Here is a 16,280-nt window from a genome sequence, read left to right as displayed (position 1 = left end):
ACATGAGCAAGACACGAAGTGTCTGCGAATGGCATCGCGAAAGTGGACCTGGGGGACGGGGTTAGTGGACCAAAACGATGGATTATAACACTAGAACTTTCAGGTGCGATAAAAATCTTTCTGCTATAGGTGTAAATGTCTGATAGCGATTCCATGCGAAATATATTTTGTTTTCAAGCTTAGGAGACAGCGGTCTGAATACAAGGCCGTTGTCTTTTGATGTATTAATAAGATGATCATAGGTGAGAAGATACCCAAGACCTTCCATTGTGAAAATAGAACCGTTGTAGGAAAGACGAAAAGATCCTTCAAGCTGAAGTTCAGAAAATCTGCTCCCGGCCCATTTCTTTATATCCCCGTTCCAAGCCTGATTTGAGCAGAAAAGAGGTAATCCTATCAGGTCATCCAAACGAATGGATTTCTTTTTTGCCAGAGGGTCATTTTCAGGAATGATAAGTCCCCAGGTATCAGCCTGTGGAAATTCTATATATTCATACTTTCTGATGTCCGGCTGCTCAACCAGAACAACAAAATCAAGAAGTCCTTTTTCTATTTTTTCAGATAGTTGCTCTGTATCACCACTTGTGATGTGATAGTGGAGATTGGGATAGCTTTCTTTAAAGGTCTTGATTGCTCTTGCAAGGAATCTTAGCTGATAAGATTCTGCAAGTCCCAGGTAAAGATCGCCTCCGCTTATGTCATCAAGTGAAACAAATTCCTGCTCGATTTTATCAGCCATGCTCACAAGATCTTCTGCGCGGTTTCTGAGAAGAATTCCTTCTTCTGTCAGCTTTATACTGAAACTGTGCCTTGTAAATAGCTTCTTACCCAATTCTTCTTCCAATGATTTTAATTGTTTGGATAAAGTTGGCTGAGTCACATGCAGTATCTCAGCGGCTCTGCTCATGTTTTCTTCTCTTGCTACAGCTAAAAAATATCTTAAAGTCCTGATTTCCATGGTGCTTCCTTTCCTGTACTGATCATTGCTAAATGATATGCCGAAATGGAATAATATGATATTTATTATAACTATTAGCAAAAAATCTTACAAGCTCATACAATAGAATTGTAAGTGAAATAGTTACATGGAAATGAGGAATACTCATGGATAAAGAATATCTAAAGCAAAGCCTTTCAGATGCGGGATGTTGTAATGAGGCAACAGACACTATTCTGGAAAGATTTGAGTCAGGCAGTATTGATGAAATGGTAAGGCTTCTGAAAAAAGAAAGATGCCGTGCCATGGACGAGTATCACAAATGCGGAAGAAAAGTTGACTGTATGGATTTCATGCTAAGAAAAATCGAAAACGAAATGAAGCAGAGATGACGGAGGTATTAAATGATGATCAGAACAGAAGAACTTAATTTAGTAACAGAGTGGGATAAGACCTTTCCAAAGAGTGAGAAGGTAGAACACTGCAAGGTGGTATTTGCAAATCGCTATGGGATAACTCTTGCGGCAGATATGTATATACCAAAGGATATAGATGGCAAGCTTCCGGCTATTGCAGTATCAGGACCTTTCGGAGCTGTTAAGGAGCAGTGTTCAGGATTATATGCCCAGACTATGGCAGAAAGAGGATTTCTTACAATAGCCTTCGATCCCTCTTTTACAGGAGAGTCCGGCGGCAATGTAAGATATATGTCATCACCTGATATCAATACAGAGGATTTTATGGCTGCAGTTGATTTTCTTTCACTTAATGAAAAGGTAGATCCGGAAAGAATAGGAATCATAGGAATCTGCGGATGGGGCGGAATGGCTATCAATACAGCTGCTCTTGACACAAGAATCAAAGCTACAGCTGCAATGACCATGTATGACATGACAAGAGTTAATGCAAAAGGTTACTTTGATGCCGATGACAGTGAAGACAAGAGATATGAAGCGAAGAAGGCTATGTGCGCTCAGCGTCTTGAAGATTTAAAGAATGGAGAATATAAGCGTGCGGGAGGTGTTGTAGATCCTCTACCTGCAGATGCACCTTTCTTTGTAAAAGACTATTTTGATTACTACAAAACTGATCGTGGATATCATGCCCGTTCCCTTAATTCCAATGATGGATGGAATGTGATAGGCTGTGAATCCTTCGTGAATCAGCCAATCCTTAAATACAGTAATGAAATCAGAAGTGCAGTGCTTCTTGTACATGGCGGGAAGGCCCATTCATGCTACTTCAGTAAAGACGCTTATGCCGACATGATAAAGGACAGCAAATATGCTGATAATAAAGAACTGATGATCATTCCAGATGCAGTTCATACAGATTTGTATGATGGAGGAGATAAGGATTATATTCCGTTTGACAAACTTGAGAGCTTCTTTAATGAATATCTTAAATAAGGAAAGATGACAATGAGTAAGGTTTTGATAATAAAGACAAGTCTTAGAGCAAAGAGCAATTCTGATATTCTGGCAGATAAAGTATCTGATGGAGCAAAAGCTGCGGGACATGATGTGGAAGTCATCAGCCTCAAGGACAAAACAGTTGGATTCTGCAAAGGATGTCTTGCATGCCAAAAGACGCAGATGTGCGTGATAAATGATGATGCTGTAGAGATTGCGAAAAAAGTAAAGAATGCAGATACGCTTGTATTTGCGACCCCTATCTACTATTACGAGATGAGCGGACAGATGAAGACTCTCCTTGACAGACTTAATCCGCTTTATCCTTCTGACTATAGATTTCGTAATGTCTATATGCTTTCGACTGCTGCTGAAGATGAGACATTTGTTCCTGAGGAAGCTGTCAGTGGTCTGAATGGTTGGGTAGAGTGTTTTGAGAAAGCTTCATTTAAAGGTTCACTGTTCTGTGGCGGAATAAATGACATGGGTGAAGCAGAAGGCAAAGAAGAGGAAAAGCGGGAGGCTTATGAGTTTGGAAAATCTCTTTTGTAAAAATACAGGTAAAACGCTTACAGCATTATGTGTGATGACTGTAAATCTCTTTACTGGATGTGGATATAATGAGAATGCACATGTTCACTCGAAGGTTGATTTTGTTCAAGACAATTATGTAGAAACAATACAATCACAGGTTAAAGCTGATGCTAAAACGAACAGTAATACGGCAACGGAAGATCACTTAAAGGATGAGGAAGACGTAATTACTAATGATGAAAGGTCGACGGAAAACATGCTTAAGCTTTTTATAAATGATGAAGAGATACAGGTAATCTGGGAAGAAAATGAATCAGTAGAAGCTCTGAAGAATCTGGCTGAAGATAAACCTATCGTCATTGATATGTCTATGTATGGCGACTTTGAGCAGGTTGGCTCTATTGGTCAGTCTATTCCAAGGAATGATAAGCAGATGACTACAAGTGCAGGGGACATTGTTTTGTATTCAGGTAATCAGCTGGTAGTGTTTTACGGTTCAAATAGCTGGGCTTATACAAAGCTCGGGCATATTGATAATACATCTGCGGAAGAAATGAAAAAAAGGCTTGGTTCCGGGGACGTTAACGTAACAATAAGTATTACTGAATAAGCTTATGAGAAGTGAGGCGATATGATTGAAAAAATGTCACTAGCCTTATACAGTAGCCCTGAGCTTTCTACCGTACGCAGCAGATAAACAGCAACTCGTCCTAGAAATGCCACAAACACAGCACTAAGTACATTGAAAAAGTTCTCAAAGAGATGAGAATATCTGCAGTTTCAGACTGTAGACAAAGTCCACGGCATCTGCCGTGGATTTTTCTTTATAAAAGTGCCTCGAGCCCAGTATTTATCTGGGCTTGAGGTACTTTTTCTGGTATAATAGAAGTATCAAAGTTGGGGATGAGGATTGCCTTTATGATGACTTCTAATACCGAAAGAAAGCGTGAACAAATGCAGTTTGTGAGCATGGATGATCTGGTACCTCAGGATCACATGCTCAGGCTTATTGATAAAGCAATTGACTGGTCATTCATATATGACCTTGTTGAAGATAAGTATTCATCAGATATGGGCAGGCCCAGCATGGATCCTGTCACACTCATTAAAATCCCTTTCATTCAGTATCTATACGGAATTCGCAGCATGCGACAAACTATCAAGGAAATAGAAGTCAACGTTGCATACAGATGGTTCCTGGGCTTAGAGCTTAACGAGCCTGTCCCACACTTTTCAACTTTTGGAAAGAACTATACAAGACGCTTTAAGGATACAGACCTTTTTGAGCAGATATTCCAGCGCATTCTTGAAGACTGCTATCGCTTCAAGCTGGTAGACCCTACTGCTGTATTTGTAGATGCTACTCATGTAAAGGCGAGAGCAAACAACAGAAAGATGCAGCATAAACTTGCAAAGCAGGAAGCATTGTTCTACGAAGAAATGCTCAAAAAGGAAATAAACGAAGACCGAGCTGAGCATGGCAAAAAGCCACTTAAAGATAAGGATGATGATGACGATAAAGGTGCTGGTGGACATGATGATTTCAGTGATTTCACAGACGACGTTCCTAAAGATACCAAGAAAGTAAGGTGCAGCACTACCGATCCTGAAAGTGGATGGTTCAGGAAAGGTGAACATAAGAATGTATTCGCGTATGGAATTGAAACAGCCTGTGACAAGAACGGATGGATTTTAGATTTCACTGTCAACCCAGGCAATGAGCATGACAGCCGTACATTCAAAGGACTTTACGATAAGATCAGGGATATCGGCGTGGAAACAATCGTTGCAGATGCAGGATACAAAACTCCAGCTATAGCAAAACTACTCATAGATGATGGCATCAAACCTCTTCTTCCCTACAAGAGGCCAATGACGAAGAAAGGATTCTTCAGAAAATCTGAGTTTGCTTATGATGAATACAATGACTGCTATATATGTCCAAACGATCAGGTGCTGGAGTATTCGACCACAAATCGCGATGGATACAGAGAATACAAGAGTTGCGGAAAGGTCTGCGAAAACTGTCCTTACCTTGAACAATGTACACTTAGCAAGAATCATGTAAAACTGGTAACCCGTCATATCTGGGAAGATTACATGGATGAATGTGATGACATAAGATACACCGAGGGGATGAAAGATCTCTATTCTCACAGGAAGGAGACAATAGAGAGAATCTTTGGGACAGCCAAAGAGAATCATGGATTTAGATATACACAGATGTATGGAAAGGCGCGGATGGAAATGAAGGTCGCGCTTACCTTTGCGTGTATGAATCTAAAAAAGCTTGCAAGAATCAAGAATGAATGGCGGTTAGAAATGGCCTGATAAGGGCTGTTTCTGACCATTTTTATTATGAAAATCCGGCTTAGGAAGACAAAATGGCCTTGAGAGCTATGCTCTCAAGACCACTTTGTCGTGCGTCTAGCGGCGCACGTTTCTAACGGGTTAAAGTCCCGAATCCGCCCGGTAGTGGGAAGGATATAGCCGAAAGCAAGGGTGTCCGTCGCGAGGCGGAATCTAAAGGAAGCTGGATGTGGGGAACATACTAACCCACGGGCAAATCTCTGGTCTGACGAACAGAAATCTCATATGAGGTTACGCATGAGGGTAAGACTGCGACACAAGTTGAAGCCCGATAACTACACGGAATCATGTGTAATAAATGAGACAGATGGATGGAGAGGAAGAAACGTGTGGTACCTAGGGAGGTCTGCGTGAAATGCTCTGAAAGGAGTAACCACCGTACAAGGAAACGAGGCGGTGCTGAACATGCAGAAGTCAGCAGAGGTCATAGTAGGGATATGGACATGGAAACATGGACATGCTAACCGAAGGACCGAATCAGTAGGAGTCTTAAGTATGACCGAGAAAGGAGGAATGACCGTTAATGGCAGAAAACATAGATAATAATGGCTGTTCGCAAAGAGATAGTGCGGAACACAAAGGGTATGCGAAAGCGCTTAGGTCATTCAATCGGATATGGAAAGAAAGAGACAGTGCACAGCCGAAGCTCTTGGAAGCAATACTGTATAAGGATAACTTTAACAGAGCGTATAAAAGAGTTAAGGCAAACAAGGGAGCGCCAGGTATTGACGGAATGACTATCGAAGAGGCACTTCCGTACCTTAAGGAACATCAACAGGAGTTAACTGACCGCATATACCGCGGCAAGTATACCCCATCGCCTGTCAGGCGAGTTGAGATTCCAAAACCAGATGGTGGTGTGCGCAAGCTTGGCATACCCACCGTAATAGACCGAACACTCCAACAGGCAATAACCCAACAGTTAGTGCCAATCTATGAACCATTGTTCGCGGATGGAAGCTACGGCTATCGTCCAAACAGAAGCGCAAAGGATGCTATACAGAAGGTAAAGGAATACGCAGAACAAGGGTACACTTTTGCAGTAGTCTTGGACTTATCAAAGTATTTCGACACCTTGAATCATGAAATCCTCATCACTCTCCTCAGAAAGAATGTGAAGGATGAACGTGTAGTTCAACTAATAAAGCGTTATCTGAAAAGTGGGGTAATGGAAAACGGAGTGGTCATTGATACAGAGGAAGGTTCACCGCAAGGTGGAAATCTATCTCCGCTTCTTGCGAATATCTACCTCAATGAGTTTGACCAAGAGTTTCTGAAAAGGGGCGTACCTTGCATAAGATACGCAGATGACATAGTTCTTCTTGCAAGAAGCAAAAGGGCATCAGAGAGGCTATTGGAAAGCAGTACAAAATACCTCGAAGAGAAACTGAAGTTAACAGTAAACAGAGAGAAAAGCCGTACTGTAAGTGTGTTTGCAATCCGAAATTTTAAATTCCTTGGCTTTGCATTGGGAAGGAACGGAAGTGGCATTTATGTCAGAGTCCATCCAAAGTCATGGAAGAAGTTTAAGTCCAAGCTGAAAGACATATCTTCCCGTAAGTCTGTACAGTCCATCAAGCCAAGCCTAGAGAAAATCAAGGTGTATGCTAGAGGATGGCTTAACTACTATGGAATAGCCAGCATGAAGAACAACATAGATGACATTAATAAGTGGCTCTATCACAGAATACGCATGTGCATATGGAAACAGTGGAAACTTCCCAAGACAAAGAAGAGGAATCTTATTAAACTGGGGATACCCGAATACTATGCACATATCACAGCCAACAGCCGTAGAGGCTATTGGTTTGTGTCTGGTATGGGTGCGGTTAACCGTGCCTTATCAAAAGAAAGACTGATAAACAGTGGCTTTTATGATTTAGCCACAGCCTATCAGTCTGTGCACGTCAACTATTGAAAGCGCCGTATACCGAACGGTACGTACGGTGCTGTGAGAGGACGGGAGCCAATCACTCCCTCCTACTCGATTACAGTCTGAAACCCACAACCATCTGGTCAATGTCATTAAGTTAACATTGGGATAATGCTTTGGATGAGAGAAACGGGAATGAAGATGATAACCTTCATTCCCGTTTCTTCCTTTTTAGGCATAACAAACAGGCGGATCTAAAATCCACCTACTAATCATGTTTTATTTTGATTATTTATGCTACTCTATATAAGAAACTATGAAATACTTTTCCTGTCAGTATTCGTTTACGATGCCTATTAGGTCTAACTGGAATTATATTTCTAGCTATTATAGTTTCTAAATTAGGTGATGTCGTTTTTTCACGCAAGAATAGTCTGCAGACATGAGCAGCAACGGTAAAGTTCGCTTTGTATGTATATTTTCTTTGCTTTTTTTCAATGATTACGTGCGAGGTAATCATTTCCGCAAAGTTATACATTATCAGATGTGCGTATATTTCTTGCTGAATACACATCACCTTTTTTGAATGAAAATCTAGCATTCCAATAGTATATTTTAAATCTCTAAATGAAGTTTCTATCCCCCATCTGGCTGCATATAACTTTTTTAAATTTGTTGGCGTATATTCCTTAGCGTCCAAGTTAGTAATTACGGTTTCATATGTGTCTTCAGTAATCTTGAATCGTACGATTCTAAATTTAAGCTCATAAAAGGCTACTGAATCCTTTTTCCTTAGCTTTGTTGGGAGATAATCAAACGGATGTGAATGTGCAATCAATTTGTAGTGATTCTTGTCCTTCAAAAATAATTCCTTCATTTCCTTTGTTTGTTTACGCGTAAGTTTTAAATCAATATTTACATCAAATTCTTCTTCATCAGGTAGGTCTAATCCATTCTTAATTCCTCGTGTACCATCCTTAATCCTTATGAGATAATACCAACCTTTTTCTTGGATATGTGCCATACTGTGATAAGATTCGTATCCTCTATCAGCAATTACTAATGCTTTGGGAATAGGCGATCTATCTACCATCTCTTGCAATGCAGAGTGCTCATTTGCATCATGCTTTCCTTGAAGTACTACATCAGTATATAAATGATTTTCTAGATTATAGAGTGCATTTAAATGCAACAAATTGTAGGGCTTTTGTCCATTAACACTGGGATAATAAGATTTTTTATCTTCAGAATTAGTTGGAATTTGAATATCAGAACCATCAACTGCAAGAATAGTTAAATCAGAATGCGAATGATTTTGTAGTTTATTTGTAAACCCTTTAAAGATGTCTCTAAAAAATTCGGGCTTAATCTTTTGTCTTTGCTGAACAAAAGCCGAGGCAGATGGCAATGAACTGACATCATGGAAGATATCAATCATCTCATTGGTTATACTCTTGCTTTCCATCTCGATGATAGCTCTGACTATTTTTTCGAATGGAAGCTTACGATTCCTAGTGAAATCTACTTTGGAATTAACAACATAATCCAACATGTTTTGAGTAGTGGTAGTGATTTCAGATAATAAAAGCTTTTTAATGTGTTTTGGTTTCATATGTGACCTCCTTGCAATCAAGTTTTCCTTAATTACAAGGGCCGCTTTCGCTACCTTTAAAACATCAGTAGCGAAAGCGGCCACACATTTACGATAATCTGTCAATACCTTTTAAGAAAAAAAGACCCCTATGTCATTTCTGACATAGAGATCTTTTGGGCTGTCATCTTAACTTAATGACATTGACCATCTGGTTGTGGGTTTTTTATTGTCTAAAATAGTGTAGAATATAAACATGACATATAGATGACATGTTTGTGCTTGTATGATAATCATAGAAGGTGATCAAATGAAGATAGACAGACTGATCGGCATACTATCAATTCTTTTGCAAAAAGAGGTGATGACAGCTCCGGAGCTGGCTGAGCATTTCGAGGTGTCTAGAAGAACAATAAACAGAGATATTGAGACTCTTTGTCAGGCAGGAATACCAATCAAAACGACCCAGGGAGTTGGAGGCGGTATAAGCATCATGGATGGCTATAAGATGGATAGGACTCTTTTGACATCCCGTGACATGCAGATGATCCTGGCGGGACTACGAAGCCTTGATAGTGTTAGTGGAAGCGGATATTATGGGCAGCTTATGGAGAAGCTCCAGGCAGGTTCTTCGGAGTTTATCAGCGGTAGGGATTCTGTCCTTATCGACCTGTCTTCTTGGTACAAGACATCGCTGGCTCCAAAGATATCTACTATTCAGGATGCGATAGAAAACAGGCATCTTTTGACCTTCCACTATTATGCTCAGGCGGGAGAAGGAAAACGAACTATTGAGCCATATTATGTAGTGTTTAAGTGGAGCAGCTGGTATGTCTATGGATGGTGTCAAAAGCGCAAAGATTATCGTCTATTTAAATTAAACCGCATGGTTAAAGTGGTTGAAACGGATAAAGGTTTTGTCTGCAGAAACGCTCCATTACCTGATCTGTCTACAGAAAAGATATTTCCTGGTGGAATCAAGGTAAAAGCGCTGTTTTCAAAGGATGTAAAGTGGCGCCTGGTGGAGGAATTCGGACCAAACTGTTTTACGGAAACAGAGGATGGTAGACTTATGTTTACTGCGGATTACACGGACTCAGATAATTTGATCACATGGATAATGACCTTTGGAAATAAAGCAGAAGTGCTTGAGCCGGTAGAAGCCAGGAGGCAGATTTCAAAGATGGTACAGAAAATGGCGACGATTTACAAGGAGGACTAATGAAAATGAGACTTGATGGTTTTGGATTGTTTGTTGAGGATATGGGCAAAATGGTACGCTTCTACAGGGATGTGCTGGGGTTTGAAATAAAAGAGACAGAGGATACATCCAATGTGTATCTGGTGAAGGATGGGACCCTTTTTCTGTTATACGGCAGGAACGACTTTGAGAAGATGACAAGACGCAGGTATGAGTACATAAAAGGTCTCAACGGACATTTCGAAATAGCGCTTTATGTTGATACATTTAAAGATGTGGATGAAGCTTATAATAAGGCTGTACAAAACGGTGCAACATCAGTCCTTGCACCTGAACTAGAACCCTGGGGGCAGAGAACCTGTTATATAGCAGATCCTGAAGGCAACCTGATTGAGATTGGTTCATGGAATAAGCCTTACGAGTCAAAAGATATTTCGGAGGAATAAAGACATGGCATTCGATTACAAGAAGGAGTACAAAGAATTCTACATGCCTAATGATACGCCTTCCATAGTGACGGTTCCGAAGATGAACTATATTGCCGTGAGAGGTGTTGGCGATCCCAACGAAGAGGGCGGAGGGTATAAGCAGGCTATAGGTCTTTTATATGCGATCGCATTCACTATCAAGATGAGTAAAAAAAGCAGTCATCAAATCGAGGGCTATTTTGATTATGTAGTACCTCCATTAGAAGGCTTTTGGTGGCAGAACGGAGTAGAGGGAATAGATTATGCTCGTAAAACTGATTTTAACTGGATATCTGTAATACGCTTGCCGGATTTTGCGACAAAGGAAGATTTTGATTGGGCTATTGCAGAAGCTACAGTCAAGAAAAAGGAAGATTTTTCCAAGGTGGAATTCTTTTCTTACGATGAGGGACTTTGTGTCCAGTGTATGCATGTTGGTGCCTATGATAACGAGCCTGCAACAGTGGAATTGATGCATAAGTTTGCAGAAGAGCAGGGATATGTTTTAGATATCACAGAAAAAAGATTGCACCATGAGATTTACCTTAGCGATGCAAGGAAAGTGGTGCCAGAGAAGCTTAAGACGGTTATCAGACATCCTATTAGAAAGGAGAGTTGAAGATGGAGTATATAAGAGTATCCAAGGATAATCTTGAAGAAGAACACATTTGTTGTGCTATATCAAACAATAAAGATATACAGGTTTCATCCAAGAAAGCCTGGCTTGCTGACAGATTTGATGAAGGGCTTGTTTTCTTAAAGAGTGTCGAACGCGGTAAATGCTTTATTGAATATATCCCGGCAGAGTATGCGTGGAATCCGATAAATGCACCGGAATATATGTATATCGATTGTCTGTGGGTTTCAGGTTCTTTAAAGGGACATGGATATTCAAGTGATCTTCTTAATGAGTGCATAAAGGACAGTAAGAAAAAGGGGAAGAAGGGAATTTGCATATTATCTGCTGCTAAAAAAAAGCCATTCCTTTCTGATCCAAAGTTTCTAGCATTCAAAGGCTTTCAAGTTTGTGATGAAGCCGATAATGGAATCCAGCTGTGGTATCTGTCCTTTGAAAAAAGTGTTGAAACACCATGCTTCAAGGAATGTGCAAAGCATCCTCGTATCGATGAAAAAGGATACGTGCTTTATTACACGAATCAGTGCCCATTTAATGCCAAGTATGTGCCTATTTTGGAAGAGACTGCTAAGAACAATGGAATACCGTTTAGAGCGATCAGAATAGAGACCAGAGATCAGGCTCAGAATGCTCCAACACCAATTACCACATATGCACTGTTCTGTGATGGGGATTATGTAACTAATGAGCAAATGAATGATAAGAAGTTTTTAAAACTGGTCAATGCAAATCTTTGATATTATCATGACTTAGGGAGTTCAGTTTTACATGAACTTCCTTTTTATTGCATCTATATGAATTTAATGTAGTCATATAAGCACGCATTGCGATATAGAGAGTGATATGCTATTATAGACTTATCGCATTGCGTGGAGGTGCAATTATGGATATAGCAGAGAAAATTAAGCAATTAAGAGAGAGCACGGGAGAAACAAGAAAAGAGTTTTCGATTCACACTGGTATACCGGTTCGTACTTTAGAGGATTGGGAAGCAGGGCGCAGGACTCCTCCGGAGTATATTCCGAGGCTGATCGCTTATCAGCTTGAATATGAGAAAATAATGAAGGATAGAGGGGAATTTAATGGCAAAGAATGAAATTGTTTTATTTACAGACGGGAATACAGAGATAGAGGTGCAGATATGTCCTGAGCAAGAAACAGTTTGGCTAACACAGAAACAAATGGGTGAATTATTTGGTGTTAAGCAAGCCACTCTTAGTGAGCATATAAATAATATTATCGATACGGGGGAGCTGGATGAGACTTCTATCGGTTTTTCCGATAAAAGTTCCGGAGGAAGAAAACCTAAGATTTACAATCTTGATATGATACTTTCTGTTGGATATCGAGTTAATTCAAAAAGAGGTATAGCTTTCAGACGATGGGCAAGTTTGGTGCTTAAACAGTATACTTTAAATGGCTATGCAATAAATGAACGCAGGCTACAGGCACTTCAGAAAACCGTTGAAATACAAACTAAGATGATTGCAGGTACGCTTGATATTGAACAACAGGATGTGCTCAAGGCTGTAAATCTATACACGCAGGCGCTTATACTTTTGGATCAATATGATCACCAGTCTCTTGAGAAGCCTGAAGGCTCAAGTCCAATATACAGAATCACCTATAGTGATTGTAGAGAGATGGTTGATCATATGGAGGATACATTCAAATCAGATGTATTTGGTGTAGAAAAAGAGGTTGGTAAGGTTGAAGGCATTCTGGCAGCAGTCTATCAGGATGTCTTTGGAGGGGAAGTGTATCCTTCGCTCGAGGAAAAGGCGGCCAATCTTCTTTATTTCATGATAAAAGACCATCCTTTTGAGGATGGCTGTAAGAGAATCGCAGCATCATTGTTCTTGGAGTTCTTGAACAGAAACAATGCACTTTTTAGAGATGGGCAGAAGATAATAAGTGATGGCGCACTTGTAGCTATAACACTCATGATTGCTGAATCTAATCCTGATGAAAAAGATATTATGACAGCAATGGTGATGAATTTATTGAGGATATAACGGATCTGAAGAATTATAATTAAAGCTGCCACCAGCCGCATACAGTAGCCCTGAGCTGTCTACCGTACGCAGCAGGTAAACAGCAAATCTTTGATTACATTTGAACATGAATCGATATGGAATCTAAGAGATTTCTTTAGTAGGAGTATATTTGGCAGCGTATGATTCGGATTACGGATTGTATGCTGCTTTTACTATAGATATAATTACTCATAGATTTAATATTATTGTCCATATAGTTATTTGAAAAAATAGATGTAATCCACATAAAAGTGTAAAAGGAGGGCAGGAGATGAAAGCACTATTCATTGGCGGAACCGGAACAATAAGTATGGGAATAGTAAGAAGGCTTGCTGAGGATCCTCAGTGGGAACTGTATCTTCTTAACAGAGGAAATAGAATGAGTGAAGTTCCCGGGACTGTTAAACAGATAATTGCAGATATAAATGATGAAGAGGATGTGAAAAAGAAACTTGATGGAATGACATTTGACGTTGTCAGTGATTTTATTGCTTTTGATGTCAGTGCAGTTGAGCGTGATTACAGACTCTTTGAGGGGAAAACAAATCAGTATATTTTCATAAGTTCAGCCTCTGCCTATCATAAACCGGCCGCATCCTATGTGATAACAGAGGGGACAACACTTGCAAATCCTTACTGGGAATACTCAAGGAACAAGATAGCTTGTGAGGAATTTCTTTTACGTAAGTACCGTGAAAATGGATTTCCGGTAACAATAGTAAGGCCAAGTCATACCTATGACGAGAGGCATATTCCGCTGGGGGTTCATGGCAAGAAGGGCTTTTACCAGGTGATAAAGAGGATGCTGGAAGGAAAGCCCGTTATCATCCAGGGCGATGGCTCTTCCTTGTGGGCTGTAACATTTAACAGGGATTTTGCCATAGGCTTTACAGGACTTATGGGAAACAGACATGCTATTGGAGAGTCTTTTCAGATAACAGGAGATGAGATCCTTACATGGGATCAGATATATAAGACTATTGCAGATGCCCTTTCTGTAGAACTTAAAGCATACCACGTTTCATCTGAGTTTCTTGCTGATGTGGGTGAAAAATACGGCTATGACTTTAGAGGAGAACTTCTCGGAGACAAGGCAGTATCTGTGGTATTTGACAATGCCAAGCTAAAAAGGATCGTACCTCAGATGACCACTAATATTCCATTCCATAAGGGTGTCCGTATGGCCCTTGATCATGTTCTTTCGCATCCCGGAGAATATGAAGAAGACCCGGATTTTGACAAGTTCTGTGACAAGGTGATAAGTGCATTGGAAGATGCAAAGAAAAAAGTTTTAGAGTAAACGGTCTACAAGGCAGCATATAAGAGCTGTTTATCCGATTACAGATTGAACCTGTACGGTGCGAAAACAATAATCTGCACCGCACAGAACAGCTTCAATGAATTTATACGGTGCAGAAAGCAGAAAATCGCACTATCTCATCAGAATAAGCACATCAAAGTGTCAAAAAGGAGATACCTATGAAAACAAGAGAAGAAGCCCTAAACTACGGTCTGTCTTTTCCGGACACCTACAGGGAGGCGCCGTTTCGTGATACAAATTGGCAGCTTGTACGGGTAAAAAAGTCGAAGAAAGCCTTTTTGTGGACATATGAAAAGGACGGCTATATCAATTTAAATCTCAAGGTTGATCCGCAGTGGCGCGACCTTTGGCGAAAGACATATAAATCAGTACTTCCCGCATATCATCAGAACAAGGAGCATTGGAACACGATTGTTCTTGATGGCTCAATTCCAGATGATGTCATAAAGAGGATGATTGCTGAGAGCTACGATCTTGTTACGGACTCTCCGACAAAAAGAATATATGAAGCGGTAAAGAAGATTCCTAAAGGGAAAGTTGCAACATATGCAGACGTTGCGGAAATGGCCGGCGACAGGAAGATGGCAAGGGCTGTTGGTAATGCGCTTCATAAAAATCCCAATCCAAGTACGATTTCCTGTCACCGCGTTGTTAATGCCAAGGGCGAACTTGCCGGAGAATATGCATTCGGCGGAGCGTGGAAACAGGCACAGATACTGGAGAGTGAGGGAGTTGAGGTTTCCGAAGGTAAGGTGAATCTTGAAAAGTATCGGTTCAAATACTGATAGACAGCATTACCGAAATAACCGGATAAATTGATAGAAATGGGCAGGTTTCTTTTAAGATACTCTCTGGGATCAAAGATATAAATAGCATTTAGAAAACAAAACAAATAGCAGGCGTGCGGAACATATATATCCGTGCATAATATAAAGAGGCATAACAAGAATGGCACAATAAAAGAAAGGCATAACATAAACCGGATGTACATTGATTCATTTAAGTTCCCCGGAATTAACGCGGAAGAACAATTTGTAAACTACATAGAAAGAACATGCTACAGCTCTTTCTACCCATTTGGCGTGTTTGCCGAAAATATGCTGGAGTCTTTATCTTTTTCGGAAATAACGATTTTGTACGGAAACAACGGCTCCGGAAAAAGCACGGCGCTTAATCTGATGGCGGAAAAAATAGGGGCTAAGCGGGATACACTGTTTAATAAGACCAGCTTTTTTGGTGATTATCTGAAAATGTGCTCGTTTGAGATGACTCCCGGAGAAAAGCCCGAAGAGATTAGAATGATCACAAGCGATGATGTGTTTGATTTCATGCTCAATCTGCGTGCGCTTAATGAGGGCGTGGACCGCAAGAGAGAACGGGTTTTTGATGAGTGGATTGAGAATAAGAATTCCACATTCCGGATGCAATCGCTGGATGATTATGAGCAGCTCAAAAAAATAGTAGATGCCCGCTCAAAGACTCAATCGAGATATGTAAGGGAAACAATCGGTAAAAATGTCATTACACACAGCAACGGTGAAAGCGCTTTGCAATACTTTGCTGAGAAGATCAAAGACAACGGTTTGTATTTGCTGGACGAGCCTGAAAACTCACTTTCTCCTCAGAGGCAGTTTGAATTGTTGGAATTCATTCAGAACTCGGCGAGGTTTTTTGGTTGCCAGTTTATCATTGCGACTCATTCACCGTTTTTGCTTGCACTAAAGGGTGCGAGAATCTATGACCTGGATGAAAGACCTGTTGATATTAAGAAGTGGACGGAGCTCGAAGGAGTGAGGACTTATTTCGGGTTCTTTGATAAACATAGGGATGAATTCAGATAATCAGTAATTTTTTCAAAAGAAGCAATTCAATAAAAGCAAACAGATGCAGTATATTGACTT

Annotated in this window: 17 protein-coding genes; 15 read left to right on the top strand and 2 right to left on the bottom strand. The window is 40.4% G+C overall.

Features of this window, described 5'->3' with window-relative positions; all coding sequences use genetic code 11:
• Nucleotides 1-82 precede the first annotated feature (82 nt).
• On the bottom strand, nucleotides 83-958 hold the full coding sequence (locus tag CD00_RS0108490) for a LysR family transcriptional regulator (RefSeq protein ID WP_026655589.1): 876 nt from the start codon (nucleotides 956-958) through the stop codon (nucleotides 83-85).
• Nucleotides 959-1,104: 146 nt separating this feature from the next.
• Between CD00_RS0108490 and CD00_RS0108485 the strand changes: the two genes are divergently transcribed.
• The 6 genes from CD00_RS0108485 to ltrA all read left to right on the top strand — a co-directional run bounded on the left by CD00_RS0108485 (nucleotide 1,105) and on the right by ltrA (nucleotide 7,171).
• Entirely contained in the window at nucleotides 1,105-1,329 is a 225-nt protein-coding gene (locus CD00_RS0108485) for a hypothetical protein (protein ID WP_026655588.1), read from the top strand.
• A gap of 15 nt (nucleotides 1,330-1,344) precedes the next feature.
• The gene (locus CD00_RS0108480; RefSeq protein ID WP_026655586.1) at nucleotides 1,345-2,346 is read left to right on the top strand and encodes an alpha/beta hydrolase; all 1,002 of its coding nucleotides are present in this window, start codon (nucleotides 1,345-1,347) and stop codon (nucleotides 2,344-2,346) included.
• 12 nt (nucleotides 2,347-2,358) lie between these two features.
• Nucleotides 2,359-2,901, top strand: coding sequence for a flavodoxin family protein (locus tag CD00_RS0108475; RefSeq protein ID WP_026655585.1), 543 nt, complete (start codon nucleotides 2,359-2,361; stop codon nucleotides 2,899-2,901).
• Entirely contained in the window at nucleotides 2,876-3,493 is a 618-nt protein-coding gene (locus CD00_RS19270) for a cyclophilin-like fold protein (protein WP_185750417.1), read from the top strand. Before CD00_RS0108475 ends, CD00_RS19270 begins: the two co-directional genes overlap by 26 nt.
• 308 nt (nucleotides 3,494-3,801) lie before the next feature.
• Nucleotides 3,802-5,214, top strand: coding sequence for an IS1182 family transposase (locus CD00_RS17750; RefSeq protein ID WP_155833780.1), 1,413 nt, complete (start codon nucleotides 3,802-3,804; stop codon nucleotides 5,212-5,214).
• Nucleotides 5,215-5,776: 562 nt separating this feature from the next.
• Nucleotides 5,777-7,171: a group II intron reverse transcriptase/maturase gene (gene ltrA / locus CD00_RS0108455; protein ID WP_026654303.1), complete on the top strand. Its 1,395-nt coding sequence runs from the start codon at nucleotides 5,777-5,779 to the stop codon at nucleotides 7,169-7,171.
• 247 nt (nucleotides 7,172-7,418) lie between these two features.
• Here ltrA and CD00_RS0108450 read toward each other — a convergent pair whose 3' ends face one another.
• Nucleotides 7,419-8,738: an IS4 family transposase gene (locus CD00_RS0108450; protein WP_026655584.1), complete on the bottom strand. Its 1,320-nt coding sequence runs from the start codon at nucleotides 8,736-8,738 to the stop codon at nucleotides 7,419-7,421.
• Between the two features lie 289 nt (nucleotides 8,739-9,027).
• Between CD00_RS0108450 and CD00_RS0108445 the strand changes: the two genes are divergently transcribed.
• From CD00_RS0108445 to CD00_RS0108405, 9 genes are all read left to right on the top strand, one after another.
• Complete coding sequence (locus tag CD00_RS0108445; protein ID WP_026655583.1) at nucleotides 9,028-9,939, top strand: helix-turn-helix transcriptional regulator; 912 nt, start codon at nucleotides 9,028-9,030, stop codon at nucleotides 9,937-9,939.
• Nucleotides 9,939-10,364, top strand: a complete 426-nt coding sequence (locus tag CD00_RS0108440; protein ID WP_330370381.1) for a VOC family protein — start codon at nucleotides 9,939-9,941, stop codon at nucleotides 10,362-10,364. The genes CD00_RS0108445 and CD00_RS0108440 overlap by 1 nt, the downstream gene beginning before the upstream one ends.
• A gap of 4 nt (nucleotides 10,365-10,368) precedes the next feature.
• Nucleotides 10,369-11,004: a GyrI-like domain-containing protein gene (locus tag CD00_RS0108435; protein ID WP_026655580.1), complete on the top strand. Its 636-nt coding sequence runs from the start codon at nucleotides 10,369-10,371 to the stop codon at nucleotides 11,002-11,004.
• Nucleotides 11,005-11,006: 2 nt separating this feature from the next.
• The gene (locus tag CD00_RS0108430; protein WP_026655579.1) at nucleotides 11,007-11,759 is read left to right on the top strand and encodes a GNAT family N-acetyltransferase; all 753 of its coding nucleotides are present in this window, start codon (nucleotides 11,007-11,009) and stop codon (nucleotides 11,757-11,759) included.
• 146 nt (nucleotides 11,760-11,905) lie between these two features.
• Complete coding sequence (locus tag CD00_RS0108425) at nucleotides 11,906-12,118, top strand: helix-turn-helix domain-containing protein (RefSeq protein ID WP_022761299.1); 213 nt, start codon at nucleotides 11,906-11,908, stop codon at nucleotides 12,116-12,118.
• Nucleotides 12,105-13,037, top strand: coding sequence for a RhuM family protein (gene rhuM / locus CD00_RS0108420; RefSeq protein WP_026655578.1), 933 nt, complete (start codon nucleotides 12,105-12,107; stop codon nucleotides 13,035-13,037). Before CD00_RS0108425 ends, rhuM begins: the two co-directional genes overlap by 14 nt.
• 292 nt (nucleotides 13,038-13,329) lie before the next feature.
• Nucleotides 13,330-14,358 (top strand): NAD-dependent epimerase/dehydratase family protein, encoded by a 1,029-nt coding sequence (locus tag CD00_RS0108415; RefSeq protein ID WP_026655577.1) that lies wholly within the window; start codon nucleotides 13,330-13,332, stop codon nucleotides 14,356-14,358.
• Nucleotides 14,359-14,537: 179 nt separating this feature from the next.
• The gene (locus CD00_RS0108410) at nucleotides 14,538-15,164 is read left to right on the top strand and encodes a methylated-DNA--[protein]-cysteine S-methyltransferase (protein WP_026655576.1); all 627 of its coding nucleotides are present in this window, start codon (nucleotides 14,538-14,540) and stop codon (nucleotides 15,162-15,164) included.
• A gap of 198 nt (nucleotides 15,165-15,362) precedes the next feature.
• Nucleotides 15,363-16,220, top strand: a complete 858-nt coding sequence (locus tag CD00_RS0108405; protein WP_034462426.1) for an AAA family ATPase — start codon at nucleotides 15,363-15,365, stop codon at nucleotides 16,218-16,220.
• Nucleotides 16,221-16,280: the final 60 nt, after the last annotated feature.

Source organism: Butyrivibrio sp. AE3003, assembly GCF_000686065.1.
GTDB classification, from domain to species: Bacteria; Bacillota; Clostridia; order Lachnospirales; family Lachnospiraceae; genus Butyrivibrio; species Butyrivibrio hungatei_A.
This window is presented reverse-complemented; position numbering and strand designations above follow the sequence as displayed.